Below are 18,831 nucleotides of genomic sequence, written 5' to 3' on the forward strand. Positions count from 1 at the left end.
CCGGCGGGGTCGGTGAGCTCTGCGGGATCGAGAGCTGCCGCGGGCCCCACGAGGCCTGCGGCAGCTCACCGGAATCAGTGCGCGTCGGCGATGTGCTGGGTGCCGATGCGCTTGCGGAAGACCCAGTAGGTCCAGCTCTGGTAGAGCAGCACGATGGGCGTGGCGATGCCCGCGCACCAGGTCATGATCTTGAGCGTGTACGGGCTGGACGAGGCGTTGGTGACCGTGAGGTTCCAGGCGTCGTTCAGCGAGGACGGCATGACGTTCGGGAAGAGCGTCAGGAAGAGCATCGCGACCGCCGCCGCGATCGTCACGCCCGAGAACGCGAACGACCAGCCCTCACGGCCCTTGGCGATGGCTCCGATCGCGGCCAGCAGCGCCACCACCGCAACGATCAGTGCTCCCAGGCTCCAGCCGTCACCGTTGTCGGCCTGGGTCCAGAGCAGGAAGCCCAGCGCGAGCACCGCGGTGACGGGTCCCAGCTTCAGCGCCAGGGCGCGGGCCCGGACCCGGATGTCGCCCGCCGTCTTGAGGCCGGCGAACACCGCCCCGTGGAAGGTGAAGAGGGTGAGCGTGACGAGGCCGCCGAGGATCGCGTACGGGTTGAGGAGATCCCAGAAATTGCCGACGTACTCCATGTCGGCGTCGATCTTCACGCCCCGGACGATGTTCCCGAACGCCACGCCCCACAGCACCGCGGGGATCAGGGAGGTCCAGAAGATCGCGGTCTCCCAGTTCGTCTGCCACCGCTCCTCAGGCCGCTTGGCGCGGTACTCGAAGGCGACGCCACGCACGATCAGGCAGAACAGGATGATCAGCAGCGGCAGATAGAAGCCCGAGAAGAGGGTGGCGTACCACTCGGGGAAGGCCGCGAAGGTCGCGCCGCCCGCGCTGAGCAGCCAGACCTCGTTGCCGTCCCAGACGGGCCCGATCGTGTTGATCAGGACCCGCCGCTCCTTGCGGTCGCGGGCCAGCAGCTTGGTGAGGACCCCGATGCCGAAGTCGAATCCCTCCAGGAAGAAGTAGCCGGTCCAGAGGACGGCGATGAGCACGAACCAGACGTCGTGGAGTTCCATTTCTCAGCTCCTGTGCTCAGTACGAGAAGGCCATCGGCCGGTCGGCGTCTTCTTCGTCGTGGCCGCCGATCTTCGTGGGCGGGTTGAGGTCGTCCTCGGTGAGTTCCGGCGGACCGGCCTTGATGTACTTCACGAGCAGCTTCACCTCGATCACGGCGAGCACCGCGTAGAGCAGGGTGAAGACGATCATCGAGGTGATGACCTCGCCCTGCGAGACGCCGGGGGAGACCCCGGCTCGCGTCTCCAGCACCCCGTAGACCACCCACGGCTGGCGGCCCATCTCGGTGAAGATCCAGCCCCAGGAGTTGGCGATCAGCGGGAAGAGCAGCGTCCAGAGCGCGACGAGCCAGTAGAGCTTGGTGAGCCTCGGGCTCAGCGCCTTGTTCCGGAAGAGGACCAGATGCGGCACCTCGTCCTCACCGGTCCGCAGCGCCGGTGGCAGCAGGAACTTCTTCCGGGTCAGCCAGAGCCCCAGCAGGCCGAGACCGAAGGAGGCCATCCCGAAGCCGATCATCCACCGGAAGCTCCAGAACGCGACCGGAATGTTGGGACGGTAGTCGCCGGGCCCGTACTTCTCCTGCGCCTCCTTGTTGATGTCGTTGATGCCGGGGACATAGGAGTTCGGGTCGTTGTTGGCGAGGAAGGACAGCACCCCGGGGATCGATATCTCCACGGAGTTGTGGCCCTCGCTGACGTCCCCGTACGCGAAGATCGAGAACGGCGCCCGCTCCTGGCCGTCCCACAGGGCCTCGGCGGCGGCCATCTTCATCGGCTGCTGCCGGAACATGACCTTGGCGAGGCTGTCGCCGCTAACGGCGGTGAGTAGTCCGGCGACCACGACGGTGATCAGCCCCAGCCGCAGCGAGGTCCGCATCACCGGGATGTGCTTCTTGCGCGCCAGGTGGAACGCGGCGATGCCCACCATGAAGGCCCCGCCGACCAGGAACGCCGCCGTGATGGTGTGGAAGAACTGGGTGACCGCGGTGTCCTGGGTGAGCACCCGCCAGAAGTCAGTGAGCTCGGCGCGGCCGCGCTCCTCGTTGATCCGGTAGCCGACCGGGTGCTGCATCCAGGAGTTGGCCGCCAGGATGAAGTAGGCGGAGAGGATCGTCCCGATCGAGACCATCCACATGCAGGCGAGGTGGATCTTCTTCGGCAGCTTGTCCCAGCCGAAGATCCACAGACCGATGAAGGTGGACTCGAAGAAGAAGGCGATCAGCGCCTCGAAGGCGAGGGGCGCGCCGAAGACGTCTCCGACGAAGCGCGAGTAGTCGGACCAGTTCATGCCGAACTGGAACTCCTGGACGATGCCCGTGACCACACCCATGGCGATGTTGATCAGGAACAGCTTGCCCCAGAACTTGGTCGCCCTGAGGTACTTCTCGTTCTCCGTCCGCACCCAGGCGGTCTGCAGGCCGGCGGTGAGCGCGGCGAGCGAGATCGTCAGCGGGACGAAGAGGAAGTGGTAGACGGTGGTGATGCCGAACTGCCATCGCGCCAGGGTCTCCGGCGCCAGAGCGAGGTCCACGTCGTCAGTCTCCTTACTTCGCCGTGATCTGACCGGCACTACGCCCCATTGATCCCACTGATTACGGGAGAAATCAGGGCACGCTTGTGAACGCGTTCACATTCACAAGCAATTATGGCGCACACACTTTCGGGTCCTTCGCCGGGGGTACCCCTTTTGGGTCCGGCCCTGGTCATCAGGCCCCCGAGCCCCACGCAAAGGGGCCCCGGACCTCGTCGATCGAGGTCCGGGGCCACCCGGCCGTACAGCTTCCGCCGCGCGCGAGAAGCCGCCGCGCGCGCCCGGCGGCTACAGCTCCGCGCGGAACGCCTCCGCCGCCTTCAGGAACAGGTCGTTGCCCTCGTTCTCGCCGATCGAGACCCGCACGCCCTCGCCCGCGAACGGCCGGACGACCACACCGGCCCGCTCACAGGCCCGCGCGAAGTCGACGGTCCGCTCACCGAGCCGCAGCCAGACGAAGTTCGCGTGCGACTCCGGCACCGTCCAGCCTTGGCGCACCAGCTCCGCACTCACCCGGGTGCGCTCGGCGACCAGCGAGCCGACCCGGCCCAGCAGCTCGTCCTCCGCGCGGAGCGAGGCGACCGCCGCGTCCTGGGCGAGCTGGCTCACGCCGAAGGGGACGGCGGTCTTGCGCAGCGCCGCGGCGACCGGCTCGTGGGCCACCGCGAAACCGACCCGCAGCCCGGCCAGACCGTACGCCTTGGAGAAGGTCCGCAGCACCGCCACATTCGGCCGGTCCCGGTAGATCTCGATGCCGTCGGGCACGTCGGCGTCGCGGATGAACTCCTTGTACGCCTCGTCGAGCACCACCAGCACATCGCTCGGCACCCGGTCGAGGAACCGTTCCAGCTCGGCCCGGCGCACCACCGTGCCGGTGGGGTTGTTCGGGTTGCACACGAAGATCAGCCGGGTCCGGTCGGTGATCGCGTCCGCCATCGCGTCGAGGTCGTGCACATCGCCGTCGGTCAGCGGGACCTTGACCGAGGTCGCGCCGCTGACCTGGGTGATGATCGGGTACGCCTCGAAGGACCGCCAGGCGTAGATGACCTCGTCACCGGGTCCCGAGGTGGCCTGGAGCAGCTGCTGGGCGACGCCGACCGACCCGGTTCCGGTGGCGAGATGCGCCAGGGGCACACCGAAACGGTCGGCCAGCTCGTTCATCAGGCCGGTGCACGCCATGTCCGGATAGCGGTTGAAGTTCCCGGCGGCGGCCAGCGCCGACTCCAGGACACCCGGCAGCGGCGGATAGGGATTCTCGTTGGAGGACAGCTTGTACGCGACCGGTCCGCCGGCCGCCGCCGGCTTCCCCGGCACATAGGCGGGAACGCCGTCCAGCTCGGCGCGCAGCTTGGGGCTCGTCTCGCTCACCGCAGGTCCTCCTCGACCGTCTGTTCACAGCAATACTGCTCACCTTATGAGGATTGGGCCCCGCTGCGAATGGCCCGAGCGGGAAATCGACCGCAGTGCCCGGGAATGGGACCTCGCGCGGGGACGGTCCGGGACCTCGCCAGGGGGAGTGTTTCCCGTTCCGGCGCGCGCCGGTGGCTCGCGCCGTGGCGCGCGTCCCCCGAAGTGGTGAGTTGAGACCTCTTCGAGACATCGCACATACAGCAGGCCGCCCGCTCCCAGCACCTGAAACACGTATGCAATAGGGCTCAACTACCTTTCATTGCAAGGAATATGATGGACAGTGACCTTGCAGAAACGTGCCTGTCAACGTGCGCATATGCGACCGGACCGACCACCCTTCGGAGCCCTACTATCGGCTCGCCATGACAGCAGCAGGGAAGCACCAGGTGAGCCGGACGGAGACCCCCCGGCGCAGCGGCCGGCCAGGACGGGCGGGAATCCGTGATGTGGCCGCCGCGGCCGGAGTCTCGATCACGACCGTCTCCGACGCGCTCAACGGCAAGGGCAGGCTCCCGGACGCCACCCGCCGCCATGTCCGCGAGGTCGCCGAGCGCCTGGGCTACCGCCCGTCCGCCGCGGCCCGAACCCTCCGTACGGGCAAGTCCGGCCTGATCGGCCTGACCGTGACCACGTACGGGAATGAACCTTTCACCTTCACCGAATTCGCGTACTTCGCGGAGATGGCGAGAGCCGCGACCTCCGCGGCTCTCGCCCGCGGCTACGCCCTCGTCATCCTCCCCGCCACCTCCCGGCACGACGTCTGGTCGAACGTCGCGCTCGACGGAACCGTCGTCATCGACCCCTCCGACCAGGACCCGGTCGTCACCGAACTCGTCCGCCAGGGACTGCCCGTCGTCTCGGACGGCCGCCCGGCCGGGACGCTCCCCGTCACCGCCTGGGTCGACAACGACCACCGGGCCGCCGTGCTCGACCTCCTCGACCATCTCGCCGCCGCCGGAGCCCGCCGCATCGGCCTGCTGACCGGCAACACCACCGACACCTACACCCGGCTGTCCACGACCGCCTACCTCCACTGGTGCGAGCGGGTCGGCCAGGATCCCGTGTACGAGTCCTACCCGGCGCACGACCCCTGCGCGGGGGCGGTCGCCGCCGACCGGCTGCTCGCCCGCCCGGACCGCCCCGACGCGGTCTACGGGCTCTTCGACCCCAACGGCACCGACCTCCTCGCGGCGGCCCGCCGCTACGGGCTGCGCGTCCCCGAGGACCTGCTGCTGGTCTGCTGCAGCGAGTCCACGGTGTACGCGGCGACCGAGCCGCCCATCACGACGCTCTCGCTGAAGCCGCGCCGGATCGGCACGGCCGTCGTCCAGCTCCTCATCGACGCCATCGAAGGCGTCGAGCACGACGGGCCGGTGGAGCAGGTCATACCGACGGAGCTCATCGTCCGGACCTCCTCGCAACGCCGCCCACCGCGCACGACGGTCAGCGCGCCGCGCTCCCCCAGCGGGGATTGATCGGCTCTTTTCGGACCAATCGGCCGGTGAACCGTGAGTGCGCCCGGATTCACCACCCCTGGTGCGTCACACAGATCGATCCGCATTCCTATGATGGGCGCACGACACCGCGGACCACCTCTACCAGGCAAGGCCCGTCAGGTGTACGGCGGCGCGACGGTGGTGGAGGGGTCGATGACTCAGGGGGCCGGTCAGGAACCCGTGGTGCGGACGGCGACGTTGCGTGACTTCCGGGTTCCGCCGTACGCGCAGACACCCGTGCCACCGCAGGCGCAGGTGGCACCTCCTTCCACGGTGCCACCGCGTGCGCCGGAGGCGCATCCGGCGGCGCCGGGCGCGCCCGTGCCACCGCCCGGCGCATCCGTGCCGCCGCACGCCCCCGCACCGCACCGACCGCCGCACCCCGGGAACGCCGTCGTGGGCGACGAGCAGCCGGAGGGCTACACGCCGACCGAGCGTGACCTCCCGGTCATCCGCCGCGGCGACACCGTCCAGGTGCAGTCGCTCACCGAGCCGCGCCCCGTGTCCGACGACAGCCGCGGCCCGCTCTTCGTCGTCGGCGACGTCCACGGCTATCTGGCCGAGCTGATGGCCGCCCTCGCCGAGCAGGGCCTCATCGACGCCGACGGGAACTGGGCCGCGGGCAACGCCCGGCTGTGGTTCCTCGGCGACTTCACCGACCGCGGCCCCGACGGCATCGGGGTCATCGACCTCGTCATGCGGCTCTCCGCCGAGGCGGCGGCGGCCGGCGGCTACTGCAAGGCCCTGATGGGCAACCACGAACTGCTGCTGCTCGGCGCCAAGCGGTTCGCCGACACCCCCGTCAACTCCGGGGCCGGCACCGCCACCTTCCAGGCCGCCTGGCTGCTCAACGGCGGCCAGAAGACCGATATGGAGCGCCTCCAGGACGTCCACCTCCAGTGGATGTCCCGGCTCGACGCGGTCATCGAGGAGGACGGGCATCTGCTGATGCACTCCGACACGACGGCCTACCTCGACTACGGGTCCACGATCGAGGACGTCAACGACACGATCACGGCCATTCTCACGCGCAACGACGCCGACGAGTGCTGGGACCTCTTCCGCAAGCTCACCAAGCGGTTCGCCTTCCGTGACGAGGGCGGAGCCGACGCGGTGCGCGAGCTGATGGCGACGTACGGCGGACAGCGCGTCGTCCATGGTCACAGCCCTATTCCGTATCTCCTGGGCGAGGCCGGACCGGAGGAGGGCGAGGACAGCTCGGGGCCTGTGATCAACGGGCCGCACGTCTACGCCGACGGCCTCGCCATCGCCATGGACGGCGGAGTGACCATGGCCGGAAAGCTGCTGGTGGTGCAACTCCCGCTGCATGACTGACCGTCGGCGGGGAAGGCGCTTCAGGTTCCGCCCGCGCCGACCTCGCCGATCGCCGGACCCGTCACCGGGCCCAATTCTGGAAACACCCTGTCACCCCGTGCCGTGAGCGCTCTACCATCGGCCTATCAGTGGCAGGCTCTCCTCCGTTTCCGCCCGATCGCCCGGTCCACGCGGGCAGCCGGGCACCGACGGAGCATCGGGGGATGCAGATGACAAGCGCTCCGCACCTGCTGGCCGAGGACGGACCCGAGTACGAGCGGATCCTGGGCGACGCACTGCGCCACGCTCACGAACGCCCGGACCTGGAGGGCGTCGGGGACCGGCTCAACACCGAACAGCTGCGCACCATGGCGCTCGGCGCCACGGCGCTGATCACCGCGGCCGCGGCCACCGAGTACGAGCACTACGTCAAGGCCCGCGGCGAGCTGCGCCGGGCGCCGGCCGCCGAAGGAGCCGACGGGCTCCCGGGCCTGGACGGGCCGCAGAGCACGGCGGCCGGATCGGGCGCCGGCGTAGGCGCGGTCATCACGGTCCTCACTCCGCTGCTGGCCGGCACCGCGGCCGTCATCTTCCTGCTCGTCGGCTACCTGCTCAGGGCCGTCAGCCCGTCGCTGACGTTCGGCCGCTCCATGGTCACGGCCGGATGGTTCTTCGCCTGCGTCGCCGCCGCGGCGATCCTGGTCGCCGCGGTCGGGCTGCTCGTCACCGCCCTCCGCAACGGCGCGACGTCCCTGGCCGCCGAGGAAGAGGAACAGGAGCTTCCGGAGGAGGTGGCGCGGGCCAGGGAGGCGTGGCGCCACGCCCTGCTGGAGCGCGGCATCCTCCCGTTCCTCCGGGACGCCCTGGCCGACCCCACCGCGGGGCCCGCCGCGCGAACCCCGCACCGTTCGCCCAACCGCATCCCGAAGGTCGGCTACAGCAGACCGGACTTCTCCGGCCCGGACGACGGCCCGGCGGCCGGCCCCCGGCCGACCTTCACCAGCCCCGATTTCACGAGCCCGGACTTCGGCGGCCCGGAGCACCAGCCGGACTGAGACCGGCGCGGACCGCGGTCTCCGGTCACCGCCACGGGTGCGGACTCCTCCGCGTTCCGGCTCCCGGACACGCCGCGGGCCGGGGCGGCAAGTGCCGCGCCCGGCCCGGGAGATGCTCCGGAAGGAACCGGAGCGGTGGATCAGATGGCCTGCGGAGCCAGCTTCGGGTTGACGCCGTGCTGGTTCGTCTCCGGCTTGCCCTCCGAGGCGAGGAAGACGATCAGGACGATGGCGCCGACCAGGGGGATCAGCGCGATCAGCAGCCACCAGCCCGAGCGGCCGGTGTCGTGCAGGCGGCGCACGCCGACCGCGAGCGACGGGATGATGATCGCGATGGCGTAGATGTAGGACAGGAACTCCGCGCCGATCAGGCCACCGATGATCGACAGCACCAGGCTGATGACGAAGCTGATGAGCGTGAACATCCAGTACTCCTTGCGGCGCGCACGTCCGCTGAAGCCTGCGTAGTTCTTGAGTACTGCCAGGTACCAGTTCATGGTGAATCCCCTCCCCGGGCCCCCGTTCGGGGCCGCCAACTTTCAGCCAAGCAAGCCGGAAAGTAAGCCACAGATAAGGAACGGGTCAAGCCCAGTTGACGCAACGGGGAAACGTACATCCAGCTGCCACACGACTGTGTCCATACTGTCGCTTAACAAGACAGCGAAACGACACAAAGACCAATGAAACAACCCACTTTGATCAATCGGCGCAGAACGCCCGCGGGTTACTGACGTCAGAATCACGGTGTAGAGCCTGGTCCGGGGTCCGGAGGAGGACATGGTCCCCCACTACCTCACCTTCGAGGCCACCAACACCGGCCGGAGGAAGATCCTCACCGCCTGCATGGCCGACAGCGACCTCGCGTCCGCCGGTCCTGCGGAGCCGGGCGACATCATGCGCGTCCGGTGGGACGCCGACGAGGACGGCGTCCTCGAACTGCCCGCCACACTGGCGTCCGTACGACGGGGCAGCAGGGCCGACCTCGCGGGCCTGGATCTCGGCCTCAACGAGAACGAACGGCGCGGCTTCCCGTACTACGTGTCGGTCGGAGTGCAGCATCCACCTGGTGACGGACGACGGCGACAAGCCGTTCGCGATGGGTTTCGCGGAGGCGGACCGGCCGGGCCTGGTGGCCTGGCGGGCCCCCCTCCGCTGAGGCCGCCGGTTTCCGCCGGCGGCCGCGGGTCAGTCGGCGATCGGCAGGTAGACCCGGTTGCCGGCGGCCGCGAACTCCCTCGACTTCTCGGCCATGCCCTCCTCGATCTCCTCCTGCGAACCGCCGTGCTGACGGCGGATGTCCTGGGAGATCTTCATCGAGCAGAACTTCGGCCCGCACATCGAGCAGAAGTGCGCCGTCTTCGCCGGCTCGGCGGGCAGCGTCTCGTCATGGAACTCCCGGGCCGTGTCCGGGTCGAGGGCCAGGTTGAACTGGTCCTCCCAGCGGAACTCGAACCGCGCGTCCGAGAGCGCGTCGTCCCACTCCTGCGCGCCCGGGTGCCCCTTGGCGAGGTCGGCCGCGTGGGCGGCGATCTTGTAGGTGATCACGCCCGTCTTCACGTCGTCCCGGTTGGGCAGCCCCAGGTGCTCCTTGGGCGTGACGTAACAAAGCATCGCCGTGCCCCACCAGGCGATCATCGCAGCGCCGATGCCGGAGGTGATGTGGTCGTAGGCGGGCGCGACGTCCGTGGTCAGCGGGCCGAGCGTGTAGAACGGCGCCTCCTCGCAGATCTCCTGCTGGAGGTCGATGTTCTCCTTGATCTTGTGCATCGGGACATGCCCGGGACCCTCGATCATGGTCTGTACGCCGAACCGCTTGGCGATCGTGTTCAGCTCGCCGAGCGTCCGCAACTCCGCGAACTGCGCCTCGTCGTTGGCGTCCGCGATCGACCCGGGGCGCAGTCCGTCACCGAGCGAGTAGGTGACGTCGTACGTCGCGAGGATCTCGCAGAGCTCCTCGAAGTGCTCGTAGAGGAACGACTCCTTGTGGTGCGCGAGGCACCAGGCCGCCATGATCGAGCCGCCGCGCGAGACGATGCCGGTCTTGCGACGGGCCGTCAGCGGAACATACGGCAGGCGCACGCCGGCGTGCACCGTCATGTAGTCCACGCCCTGCTCGGCCTGCTCGATGACGGTGTCCTTGTAGATCTCCCAGGTCAGCTCCTCGGCCCGGCCGTCGACCTTCTCCAGGGCCTGGTAGAGCGGGACGGTGCCGATCGGCACGGGGGAGTTGCGCAGCACCCACTCGCGGGTGGTGTGGATGTTGCGGCCGGTGGACAGGTCCATGACCGTGTCGGCGCCCCACTTGGTCGCCCAGGTCATCTTGTCCACCTCCTCCTCGATGGAGGAGGTGACGGCCGAGTTGCCGATGTTGGCGTTCACCTTCACCAGGAATCGCTTGCCGATGATCATCGGCTCGATCTCGGGATGGTTGACGTTGGCGGGCAGCACCGCCCGGCCCTCCGCGATCTCCTCGCGGACGACCTCGGCCGCCACGTTCTCCCGGATCGCCACGTACTCCATCTCCGGGGTGATCTCCCCCCGGCGGGCGTACGCGAGCTGAGTGACGGGGCGCCCGTCGCGGCTGCGGCGCGGCTGGCGCGGGCGGCCGGGGAAGACGGCGTCGAGGTTGCGCAGTCCGCCGCGCGGCGAGGTGTGCTTGAGCCCGTCGTCCTCGGGGCGGGCCGGGCGGCCCGCGTACTCCTCGGTGTCTCCGCGGGCGATGATCCAGTTCTCCCGCAGGGGCGCGAGGCCGCGGCGGACATCGGTGTCGATTCCGGGATCGGTGTACGGCCCCGACGTGTCGTACAGCGTCACGTCCTTGCCGTTGGTGAGGTGCACCTGTCGGACCGGCACCCGGAGGTCCGGGCGCGAGCCCTGGACGTACCCCTTGTGCCAGCCGATGGACTTCCCGGCCTCGTCGTTCGGCGTCCCGGCGTCCGGCGTCGTGCCGTCCGGCGTTCCGTCGTTCTGTTTCGAGGCAGGCGTGCGTGCGTCCGCTGTGGTCATGAGACCTACTCCCTACGCCGGCATTACCCGGTAACAGGTTCGGCGGTCGGCGCAGCGTGTCCCGTACGGATGTACGGCGATCAGCGCCCTCTCAGCCCGGTGCTCCGAGCTCCCGCGTGTGCAAAGGTGCCTCCACGCTAGCGTCCTTTCCGGCGAGCTGACCAGAGGGCCCTCCTGTTCTTGCGATGATCGCCCCGTGACCTCCCCCCAAAACGACCCCGCGTCCCAGCCGCCCCAGGGCCACACCCACGGCCACACCCACAGCCACGGGCCGGCCGCCCCGGTCTCCCGGCACCTGCGCAAGGTCATCGCCGCCGTACTGATCCCGTTCGCCACGGCGGTCGTCGTCGGCCTGATCGCGTTCTGGCCCGGCGGCGTTCCCGACCACGAGCGCACCGGCGTCGGATTCGACCGGCAGACCCAGGACGGCAAGGTCGTCCAGGTGGTCCAGGTCGACTGCGCGGACGTCAACGCCGCGCAGGTGCCCCCGACCGGCGACACCTCCACGCCCTCGGGGCGGGAGGCCGTCAACGAGCAGGAAGGGGAGTGCGCGAAGGCCACCGTCGAGGTGACCAGCGGCGACGACAAGGGCCGCAGGTTCGTCGAGGTGGTCCAGCCGGACGCGCCCCGCCAGCTGAAGGAGGGTCAGGGCGTGGTCGTGGCGTACGCGCCCGACGCGCCGCGCGACCTCCAGTACTCGGTGACCGATGTGAACCGGAAGGTCCCGATGGCGCTGCTGGCCGGGATCTTCGCCCTGGCGGTGGTCCTGGTGGGCCGGATGCGCGGGGTGATGGCGCTGGTGGCGCTGGCCGTGTCGTTCGCCGTGCTGACCCTGTTCATCCTGCCGGCGATCCTGCAGGGCTCGAATCCGCTGGTCGTGGCGGTGATCGGGGCCAGCGCGATCATGCTGGCGGCCCTCTACCTGTGCCACGGGGTGACGGCCCGTACGTCGGTCGCGGTCATCGGCACGCTGATCTCACTGCTGCTGATCGGGCTGCTGGGCTCCCTGTTCATCGGGTGGGCGAGCCTGAGCGGCAACACGGACGACAACACCGGCCTCATCCACGGCCTCTACCCGGACATCGATATGAGCGGTCTGCTGCTGGCCGGCATCATCATCGGTTCACTCGGGGTGCTCGACGATGTGACGGTCACCCAGACCTCCGCCGTCTGGGAACTGCACCAGGCGGACCCGGAGATGGGTTGGAAGGGGCTGTACCGGGCAGGTATCCGGATCGGAAGGGACCACATCGCCTCCGTGGTCAACACCCTGGTGCTGGCGTACGCGGGCGCGGCGCTGCCGCTGCTGCTGCTCTTCTCCATCGCCCAGAGCAGTGTGGGGACGGTGGCCAACAGTGAGCTGGTCGCCGAGGAGATCGTCCGCACGCTGGTCGGGTCGATCGGCCTGGTCGCCTCGGTGCCGGTGACCACGGTGCTCGCCGCGCTCGTCGTCTCCGCGGACCGCGCGGGGTCGGGCGGCGCGCAGGCGGCCACGGCCGCACCCACGCGGACCGGCCGGGGCCGTCGCCGTAAGACGGGGTGACGGGGCGTCGGGACGGGGCCACGGGGCATCGGGTGCGCGCCCGGTCAGCCGGCGTTCTGCTCCTCGGCGAGGATGCGGCCGAGCGCATCCTCCAGGTTCCCGTCGAAGTCACCGAGCGTGTGCTCCTGACCGAGCGGCACGAGCTTGTCCGTCCGGTCGAGAAACGCCACCAGCGGCGCCGTCCCCGCCCGGAACAGCGCGCGATCCGCGCCGACCTGAAGCCGGATGTGCACATCGCTGAGTCCCTCGGGCTCGGTCGGGCCGATGTGCACATCTCCGTCGCCGCTCGGGCTGTTGAGCCCGTCCAGCAGCAGTTCGCGGCCGAACGCCCAGGTCACAGGGGCATCGCCGGGCAGATGGAACGTCATCCGGATGGCGTACGGATCGCCGACCTCGTACCGGAGCTCCACCGGAATACGGAACGAGAGCTCCTCGGAGACGAGGAAGCTCATCATGACCTCTGCTTGAACCGACTCGCGCATCGTTCAACCCCGCAGTAGATGAAACTGGCCAGGAATGATCCCCCATGGCCCTATTGACGCCATCGTGGTGCACGCGATAGCAGATCACAAGGAGTGATTTTTCAGATACTGATAGAGAACACGAACGAACGCAAGAGGCTGGCGACTTCGCCACGTAGCTGTTCGACTGCGGGCAGCAACCGATCTTCCCGGTCCAGGGGTACGGAAATGGCCATCGCCGCAATGGTGGCACCGGCCGTGACCGGAATCGCGGCGCAGACGGTCCCCAGTGCGTACTCCTGGCGTTCGATGACCGGTTCACCTCGTCGGAGGGTGCGCAGCCGTTCCAGCAGCGTGGCGCGATCTCGCACTGAGTAACGGGTGAGGGGACGTACGGGGTGCCGGTCGAGGTGGTCCTCGCGGGCCCTCTCGTCGAGTTGGGCGAGCAGACACTGGCCGATGGCGTGCGCGTGGGCGGTCTCCCGGAACGAGGCCCACTCCTCCACCGCCGGGATGTCGGGAGCGTCCGCGACCGCGATCAGATCGATCTCGCCGTCGCAGTAGACGGCGCAGTACACCGGCGCCCCGATGACGTCCCGCCAGCGGTCGAGGGAGTCGGCTACGGAGGTGAGGCGCGGGCGGCTCCTGACGGCGGGCGCGGCGGTCAGGTTCTCGGCGGCCGCGCCGAAGAGGAAGACACCGTTCTCGCGGCGGAGATAGCCCTCGTGGGTGAGGGTGCGCAGCAAGTGGTACGCGGTCGGCAGCGGAAGCCCCGCCTCGCGCGCCAGTTGCTTGGCAGGCGCCCCGTCCCGATGGGCGCCCACAGCCTCCAGCAGCCTCAACGCCCGCTGAACCGAACCGATCAACGTCGGGACAGCGGTGCTCGATGCCGTGGTCAAAGGTCACCCCCAGGCATGGTGACGGGCCGTCGGCCCTCCCGTGGGGGCCGCCCCCACGGGCCTGCCGCGATCCCGAGGACCGGAGGGGACCGAAGATCCGGTGACCCGTGACCGGCGAGGACCGGTCCGGGCGCCGGCGATCGGAGGCCAACGACCGGACTGTCGTACCCAGGACCGATCAGGCGATCGATATGGTGACGGAAGGTCACATTCCGGATGGCGGCAGCGGTTTGCCACTGTATCGGCCGGCTGCGGCAGACGGGTGGTTTCCTCCGGGACTTAGCTCTGCTGGGCTAATCCTCCCGGGCCGGAGCCGAACGTGCGGCTTCCCGTGGGCCCGGGCCGGACGGAGCGGACCGGTCCCCGCGCCGGCCCGCGGTCCGTGTACTACCAGTCACCGCGCGAGGACGACGACGACATGAACTTGCGGACGACGAAGATCAGTCCGCCGACCAGGACGACGAAGATCAGCGCCTTGAAGAGCAAGCCGACCACGAAGCCGACCACGCTGGCGATCAGACCGCCGAACACGAAGATCGCAATGACGGGCACCGCGATCCACTTCACCCACCAGGGCATTCCCGCGAATATCTCCCGCACGGCCATCGCCTCTACCTCGTCTCTCTGAGTCCTTGCCTCGATGCTAAAGGCGCGACGGGCCCCGCCGGGGCGGGGCAGCCCTTGAAGACCCCTGATCTCGCCCCTAGGGATCCCCGAGGAGGACGCGCGCTCCCGGCAGGTGCGGGGAACAGGCGCCTCAGCCCTCCGGCGGCGAGAACACGACCATCACCCGCAGGTCCTCGGTGATGTGGTGGAACTTGTGAGCCACACCCGCGGGAACGTAGACGACACTTCCCCTGCCGACCTGCGTCGTCTCCATCCCCACCGTGATCGACGCACGCCCGCTGACGACGAGGTAGACCTCGTCCTGCTGGTGCGGCTGCTGCGGATCGAGCTCTCCCGCGTCCAGCGCGTACAGGCCGACCGACATGTTGCGCTCCCGCACGAACTGCAGATAGGCGCCGTCGTTGGCGGCCCGCTCCGCCTCCAGCTCGTCCAGTCTGAATGCCTTCATGGCTGTCCCGCCCCTTGTGCCCGCGCTGTCGGCTGTGCCTGTGCTGCCGGTGTCCGCCACCGATCATGTCTGCCACGATCAGACACATGAAGAATTTCGTAGTCAAGACGATCGCCAACGCGGGTGCGCTGGCCGTGGCCATCTGGCTGATCGGCGACATCACGCTGGAGGGTGGCAGCACGGGCCGCAAGGTCCTCACCCTGATTCTGGTCGCGCTGATCTTCGGACTGGTGAACTTCCTGGTGAAGCCGCTGGTCCAGCTGCTGACCTTCCCCCTGTTCATCCTGACGCTGGGGTTGATCACCCTGGTGGTCAACGCCCTGATGCTGTTGCTGACCTCCTGGCTGGCCGGCGTGCTCGATCTCAGCTTCCACGTCGAAGGGTTCTGGACGGCGGTGCTCGGCGGCCTGATCATCTCGGTCGTCTCCTGGGCGCTCAATGTCGTCCTGCCCGACGAGAACTGAGTCCGGGATTCCGGAGTCCGGGATACGAGATTCCGGGCCTCCGGGTCAGGCCGCTCCCGGGCCTCTGGAAGAGTGCAGGGGACACCGGTCCGACCACCGGTGAGAACCGGTCCACCACCGGGGAGAACAGCGAAGGAGCAGGCATGAGCACCATGGGCGACGGAACGCGTGCGGTACGCGCCGGGCTTCCCGAGCCGGAGCAGTTCGAACCCACGCTGCCCGGCCCGGTCTTCGCAGCCCACTTCCACCTCTCCGGCGAGCCGGTGGGTCCCTACACCTACGGCCGGGAGACCAACCCGACCTGGACCCACCTGGAGCGGGCCATCGGCGAGCTGGAGGCTCCCGGCGAGGAGGTGGGCACGACCGTGTTCGCCTCGGGTATGGCGGCGATCACCGCGGTGCTGCTCTCCCAGGTCCGCTCGGGCGACGCCGTGGTCCTGCCCGACGACGGCTATCAGGCGCTGCCGCTCGTGCGGGAGCAACTGGCGGCGTACGGGGTCGAGGTCCGGACCGCACCGACCGGCGGCGACGCCCAGCTGGCCCTGCTGACCGGGGCGAAGCTGCTGTGGATCGAGAGCCCGTCCAACCCGGGTCTGGACGTCTGCGACATCCGGCGGCTGGTGGAGGCCGCGCACGCGGCGGGCGCCCTGGTCGCCGTCGACAACACGCTGGCCACCCCGATCGGCCAGCGCCCGCTGGAGCTGGGCGCCGACTTCTCGGTGGCCAGCGACACCAAGGGCATGACCGGACACGGCGACATCCTGCTCGGCCATGTGACCTGCCGCGATCCCCGGCTGACGGCGGACGTACGGCGCTGGCGCAAGGTCGTCGGGGCGATCCCCGGGCCGATGGAGGCCTGGCTCGCGCATCGCTCTCTGGCCACCCTCCAGCTGCGCATCGACCGGCAGTGCACCACCGCCCTCGCCCTCACCGAGGCACTGGCCAAGCGGACCGAGGTCACCGGGCTGCGGTATCCGGGGCTGCCCACCGACCCGTCGTACGCCGTCGCGTCGGGCCAGATGCGGCGCTTCGGGTCCGTGGTCTCCTTCGAGCTGGCCGACCGGGACACCGCGGAACGCTTCCTGTCCGCGCTGCGCCTGGTCGACGACGCGACGAGCTTCGGCGGCGTCCGGTCGACCGCGGAGCGCCGGGGCCGCTGGGGCGGCGACGCCGTGGCGGAGGGCTTCATCCGCTTCTCGGTCGGCGCGGAGGACCCCGAGGACCTGCTCGCCGACGTCGAACAGGCGCTGGACGCGGCGGTCCGGTAGGCCGGGGGAGTTTCAGACGGTCCTCCACGGGCCACTCTCTTGCCATGACCGAACGTCCTGTGGTCAAGCGCACCGCACGCGCCGTCCTGCTCGACGGCGACGATCTCATCCTGATCAAGCGCACCAAGCCGGGAGTCGATCCTTACTGGCTCACGCCCGGCGGCGGAGTCGAGCCGGAGGACGCCACCGTCGTCGAGGCACTGCACCGCGAGGTCGACGAGGAGCTCGGCGCCAAGATCGTCGACGTGGTCCCGTGCTTCGTCGACACCGTGGAGCACATCGCCGACGGCGGCGTGACGGGGGTGAAGGTCCAGCACTTCTTCGTCTGCCGGCTGGCGTCGATGGACGTCTCCCTGCGGCACGGACCGGAGATCGACGAGCCCACCGGGGAGTACGAGATCGTGCGGGTGCCGTTCAGCCGGGTCGGGATCGCGGCCGTGCACCTCGTGCCGCTGTCCCTGCGGCACTACCTGGACGGCAACATCGAAGGCGTACGGGCGATGCACGCCCCCGACCTGGGCTGACGTCCCTCACATCGGGCACGCGCCCCGGCCCCGCCCGGGCGCGTACTCCCCGGCAGGTACGCACGGATACTCCCGCTGCCGGACGCTCCGGGGCATGCGGCTCGGCATCGTGTTTCACGTGAAACCACTCAAGCGCCCCGTACGCCGAGGGCTCCTCGTCGCCCATGTCGCCGTCTCCGTCAGCTGGCTGGGTCTGACCGTCGGTCTGCTGGCGCTCGGCCTCACCGCGTTCCTCACCAAAGATCCCGCCACGGCGAGCGCCGCCACCCGGGCCATGAAGATCTTCGGGGACTGGCTGGTGGTCCCGGTGGCGCTGCTCTCCTTGGTGACCGGCCTGGTGCTGGCTCTGGGCACTCCGTGGGGTCTGGCGCGCCACCGCTGGGTGTGGACCAAGTTCTGGCTGACCCTGATCACGACGGGTCTGTCGATCTTCTCCCTGCGCCCCGGCATCGACGCGGCGGTCGCCGACGGGGCGGTGGACATCGATCTTGTGATCGCGCCGTCGGTGGCCACGGCGACGTACCTCTTCATCACCGCGATCTCGCTGCTCAAGCCCTGGGGGCTCACCCGACGCGGCAGGCGGCTGCGGTTCTCGGCCAGTTCCGCCAAATCGGTGGACGCGCGATCACCTCGTCAGACAGCCTGACCCCATGCACAGCCCATCACCCCGCTCCCTCGTCGACCTGCCGATCCGGCGCCTGAACCGGGGAGACCTGGTCCCGTGTGCCGACCTCTGCGAGGACCGCGGCTGGCCGCGCGACGAACACCGGTGGGGGCTGCTCCTCTCGGCCGGCACCGGGTACGGGATCGACGCCCCGGACGGCAAGGGCCTGGCGGGGACCTGCCTGACCATGCCCTACGGATCCGACCTCACCGCGGTCGGCATGCTGCTCGTCGCCGAACGCTACGCACGTCGGGGGCTCGCCCGCCGGCTCATGCGGCACGTGTTGGAGACGGTGGGAGACACCCCGCTCGCCCTGTACGCCACCGAGCAGGGGCAGCCGCTCTACGAAGACCTCGGCTTCTCCCCCGTGGGCCGGGCCGAACGCGTCGGCGGCCGGTTCGGAGCGGGCGGCCCCGACGGCTCCCCCTCGGCCACAGCCTCTCCCTCCCGCACCTCGTCGACGCTCCCGCCGCCGGCCTCGTCCGTGACCACACGGCCCGCCGCGGCGGACGACCTGCAGGCGATGGTCCGGCTCGACTTCCCCGTCTTCGGCGCCGACCGGACGCATCTCCTCGCCCGGCTGCCCGCCTTCTCCGACCGGCTCCAGGTCGCCGAGGCGCACGGCGAGCTGGTCGGCTACGCGGCGCTCTGGCCGAGCGGGCACGCCGAGGTGGTGGGGCCGCTGATCGCACGGGACACGGCCACCGCACAGGCCCTGGTGGCGGCCCTGGCCGCCACGACGGACCGGCCGCTGCGGGCCGATGTCGACGCCCGGCACGAGGAACTGCTCGGCTGGCTGGCGGAACACGGTCTTGCGCCCCTCTCCCGGACCACCGTGATGACGTACGGCATCCCGGACCTGCCCGGTGACGCCGCCCGCAGGTTCGCCCCGCTCACCGTCGCGACGGGCTGACGCGCAGCAGCCGCACCGCCATGGAGGGGGTGCGGCTGCTGCGCGTGGGCGACGGCCCCCGGATGGGGGGGGCACAGTGCCGGGCCCCCGTCACGGCGGCCCGCTCGGGGGTGGTCCCCGCGACCATCCGGCCCC

Annotated in this window: 18 protein-coding genes and 1 riboswitch; of the genes, 9 read left to right on the top strand and 9 right to left on the bottom strand. The window is 69.7% G+C overall.

From position 1 onward, the window contains the following. Nucleotides 1-74 precede the first annotated feature (74 nt). The 3 genes from cydB to hisC form a co-directional block, all read right to left on the bottom strand. Nucleotides 75-1,076 (bottom strand): cytochrome d ubiquinol oxidase subunit II, encoded by a 1,002-nt coding sequence (cydB, locus tag ACFWRV_RS21880; RefSeq protein WP_384337002.1) that lies wholly within the window; start codon nucleotides 1,074-1,076, stop codon nucleotides 75-77. Between the two features lie 16 nt (nucleotides 1,077-1,092). Continuing rightward, nucleotides 1,093-2,604 (bottom strand): cytochrome ubiquinol oxidase subunit I, encoded by a 1,512-nt coding sequence (locus tag ACFWRV_RS21885; RefSeq protein WP_384337004.1) that lies wholly within the window; start codon nucleotides 2,602-2,604, stop codon nucleotides 1,093-1,095. A 288-nt stretch (nucleotides 2,605-2,892) separates the two neighbouring features. Beyond that, complete coding sequence (gene hisC, locus ACFWRV_RS21890) at nucleotides 2,893-3,972, bottom strand: histidinol-phosphate transaminase (protein WP_384337006.1); 1,080 nt, start codon at nucleotides 3,970-3,972, stop codon at nucleotides 2,893-2,895. A 404-nt stretch (nucleotides 3,973-4,376) separates the two neighbouring features. Here hisC and ACFWRV_RS21895 point away from each other — a divergent pair, with 404 nt between their 5' ends. The 3 genes from ACFWRV_RS21895 to ACFWRV_RS21905 all read left to right on the top strand — a co-directional run bounded on the left by ACFWRV_RS21895 (nucleotide 4,377) and on the right by ACFWRV_RS21905 (nucleotide 7,879). Then, nucleotides 4,377-5,489, top strand: coding sequence for a LacI family DNA-binding transcriptional regulator (locus tag ACFWRV_RS21895; protein WP_006126041.1), 1,113 nt, complete (start codon nucleotides 4,377-4,379; stop codon nucleotides 5,487-5,489). Nucleotides 5,490-5,663: 174 nt separating this feature from the next. After that, nucleotides 5,664-6,845 carry a metallophosphoesterase gene (locus ACFWRV_RS21900; protein WP_384337008.1) on the top strand — a complete coding sequence of 394 codons (1,182 nt, stop codon included), beginning with the start codon at nucleotides 5,664-5,666 and terminating at the stop codon, nucleotides 6,843-6,845. Between the two features lie 203 nt (nucleotides 6,846-7,048). Continuing rightward, entirely contained in the window at nucleotides 7,049-7,879 is an 831-nt protein-coding gene (locus ACFWRV_RS21905; RefSeq protein ID WP_384337010.1) for a hypothetical protein, read from the top strand. A gap of 140 nt (nucleotides 7,880-8,019) precedes the next feature. On the opposite strand, the gene ACFWRV_RS21910 is transcribed toward ACFWRV_RS21905, so the two are convergent. Together ACFWRV_RS21910 and thiC are read right to left on the bottom strand one after the other, a co-directional pair. Continuing rightward, nucleotides 8,020-8,376 carry a DUF805 domain-containing protein gene (locus tag ACFWRV_RS21910; RefSeq protein WP_384337012.1) on the bottom strand — a complete coding sequence of 119 codons (357 nt, stop codon included), beginning with the start codon at nucleotides 8,374-8,376 and terminating at the stop codon, nucleotides 8,020-8,022. Nucleotides 8,377-9,064: 688 nt separating this feature from the next. Continuing rightward, nucleotides 9,065-10,885 (bottom strand): phosphomethylpyrimidine synthase ThiC, encoded by a 1,821-nt coding sequence (thiC, locus tag ACFWRV_RS21915; protein WP_384337014.1) that lies wholly within the window; start codon nucleotides 10,883-10,885, stop codon nucleotides 9,065-9,067. Further along, nucleotides 10,878-11,011, bottom strand: a riboswitch (TPP riboswitch). Its footprint overlaps the gene before it by 8 nt. A 70-nt stretch (nucleotides 11,012-11,081) precedes the next feature. Here thiC and ACFWRV_RS21920 point away from each other — a divergent pair. Continuing rightward, the gene (locus tag ACFWRV_RS21920; protein WP_384337016.1) at nucleotides 11,082-12,428 is read left to right on the top strand and encodes a YibE/F family protein; all 1,347 of its coding nucleotides are present in this window, start codon (nucleotides 11,082-11,084) and stop codon (nucleotides 12,426-12,428) included. A 44-nt stretch (nucleotides 12,429-12,472) separates the two neighbouring features. Here the strand turns inward: ACFWRV_RS21920 and ACFWRV_RS21925 are convergent, their stop codons facing one another. The 4 genes from ACFWRV_RS21925 to ACFWRV_RS21940 all read right to left on the bottom strand — a co-directional run bounded on the left by ACFWRV_RS21925 (nucleotide 12,473) and on the right by ACFWRV_RS21940 (nucleotide 14,863). After that, nucleotides 12,473-12,910 (bottom strand): SsgA family sporulation/cell division regulator, encoded by a 438-nt coding sequence (locus tag ACFWRV_RS21925; protein ID WP_018957358.1) that lies wholly within the window; start codon nucleotides 12,908-12,910, stop codon nucleotides 12,473-12,475. Nucleotides 12,911-13,011: 101 nt separating this feature from the next. Then, nucleotides 13,012-13,788, bottom strand: a complete 777-nt coding sequence (locus ACFWRV_RS21930) for an IclR family transcriptional regulator (protein WP_384337018.1) — start codon at nucleotides 13,786-13,788, stop codon at nucleotides 13,012-13,014. Nucleotides 13,789-14,175: 387 nt separating this feature from the next. Beyond that, nucleotides 14,176-14,388 carry a DUF5326 family protein gene (locus tag ACFWRV_RS21935; RefSeq protein WP_384337020.1) on the bottom strand — a complete coding sequence of 71 codons (213 nt, stop codon included), beginning with the start codon at nucleotides 14,386-14,388 and terminating at the stop codon, nucleotides 14,176-14,178. Nucleotides 14,389-14,545: 157 nt separating this feature from the next. Further along, complete coding sequence (locus tag ACFWRV_RS21940) at nucleotides 14,546-14,863, bottom strand: cupin domain-containing protein (protein ID WP_384337022.1); 318 nt, start codon at nucleotides 14,861-14,863, stop codon at nucleotides 14,546-14,548. 86 nt (nucleotides 14,864-14,949) lie between these two features. Here ACFWRV_RS21940 and ACFWRV_RS21945 point away from each other — a divergent pair, with 86 nt between their 5' ends. The 5 genes from ACFWRV_RS21945 (at nucleotide 14,950) to ACFWRV_RS21965 (ending at nucleotide 18,696) form a co-directional block, all read left to right on the top strand. Continuing rightward, complete coding sequence (locus ACFWRV_RS21945; protein WP_383256320.1) at nucleotides 14,950-15,327, top strand: phage holin family protein; 378 nt, start codon at nucleotides 14,950-14,952, stop codon at nucleotides 15,325-15,327. A gap of 143 nt (nucleotides 15,328-15,470) precedes the next feature. Beyond that, complete coding sequence (locus ACFWRV_RS21950) at nucleotides 15,471-16,595, top strand: cystathionine gamma-lyase (protein WP_384337024.1); 1,125 nt, start codon at nucleotides 15,471-15,473, stop codon at nucleotides 16,593-16,595. Nucleotides 16,596-16,639: 44 nt separating this feature from the next. Next, nucleotides 16,640-17,119: an NUDIX domain-containing protein gene (locus ACFWRV_RS21955; protein ID WP_003967847.1), complete on the top strand. Its 480-nt coding sequence runs from the start codon at nucleotides 16,640-16,642 to the stop codon at nucleotides 17,117-17,119. A gap of 118 nt (nucleotides 17,120-17,237) precedes the next feature. Beyond that, on the top strand, nucleotides 17,238-17,765 hold the full coding sequence (locus tag ACFWRV_RS21960; protein ID WP_384337027.1) for a DUF2269 domain-containing protein: 528 nt from the start codon (nucleotides 17,238-17,240) through the stop codon (nucleotides 17,763-17,765). A 4-nt stretch (nucleotides 17,766-17,769) separates the two neighbouring features. After that, nucleotides 17,770-18,696 carry a GNAT family N-acetyltransferase gene (locus ACFWRV_RS21965; protein WP_384337029.1) on the top strand — a complete coding sequence of 309 codons (927 nt, stop codon included), beginning with the start codon at nucleotides 17,770-17,772 and terminating at the stop codon, nucleotides 18,694-18,696. The last annotated feature ends 135 nt before the right edge of the window (nucleotides 18,697-18,831 follow it).

This window comes from Streptomyces sp. NPDC058576 (assembly GCF_042718715.1).
Taxonomy (GTDB): domain Bacteria; phylum Actinomycetota; class Actinomycetes; order Streptomycetales; family Streptomycetaceae; genus Streptomyces.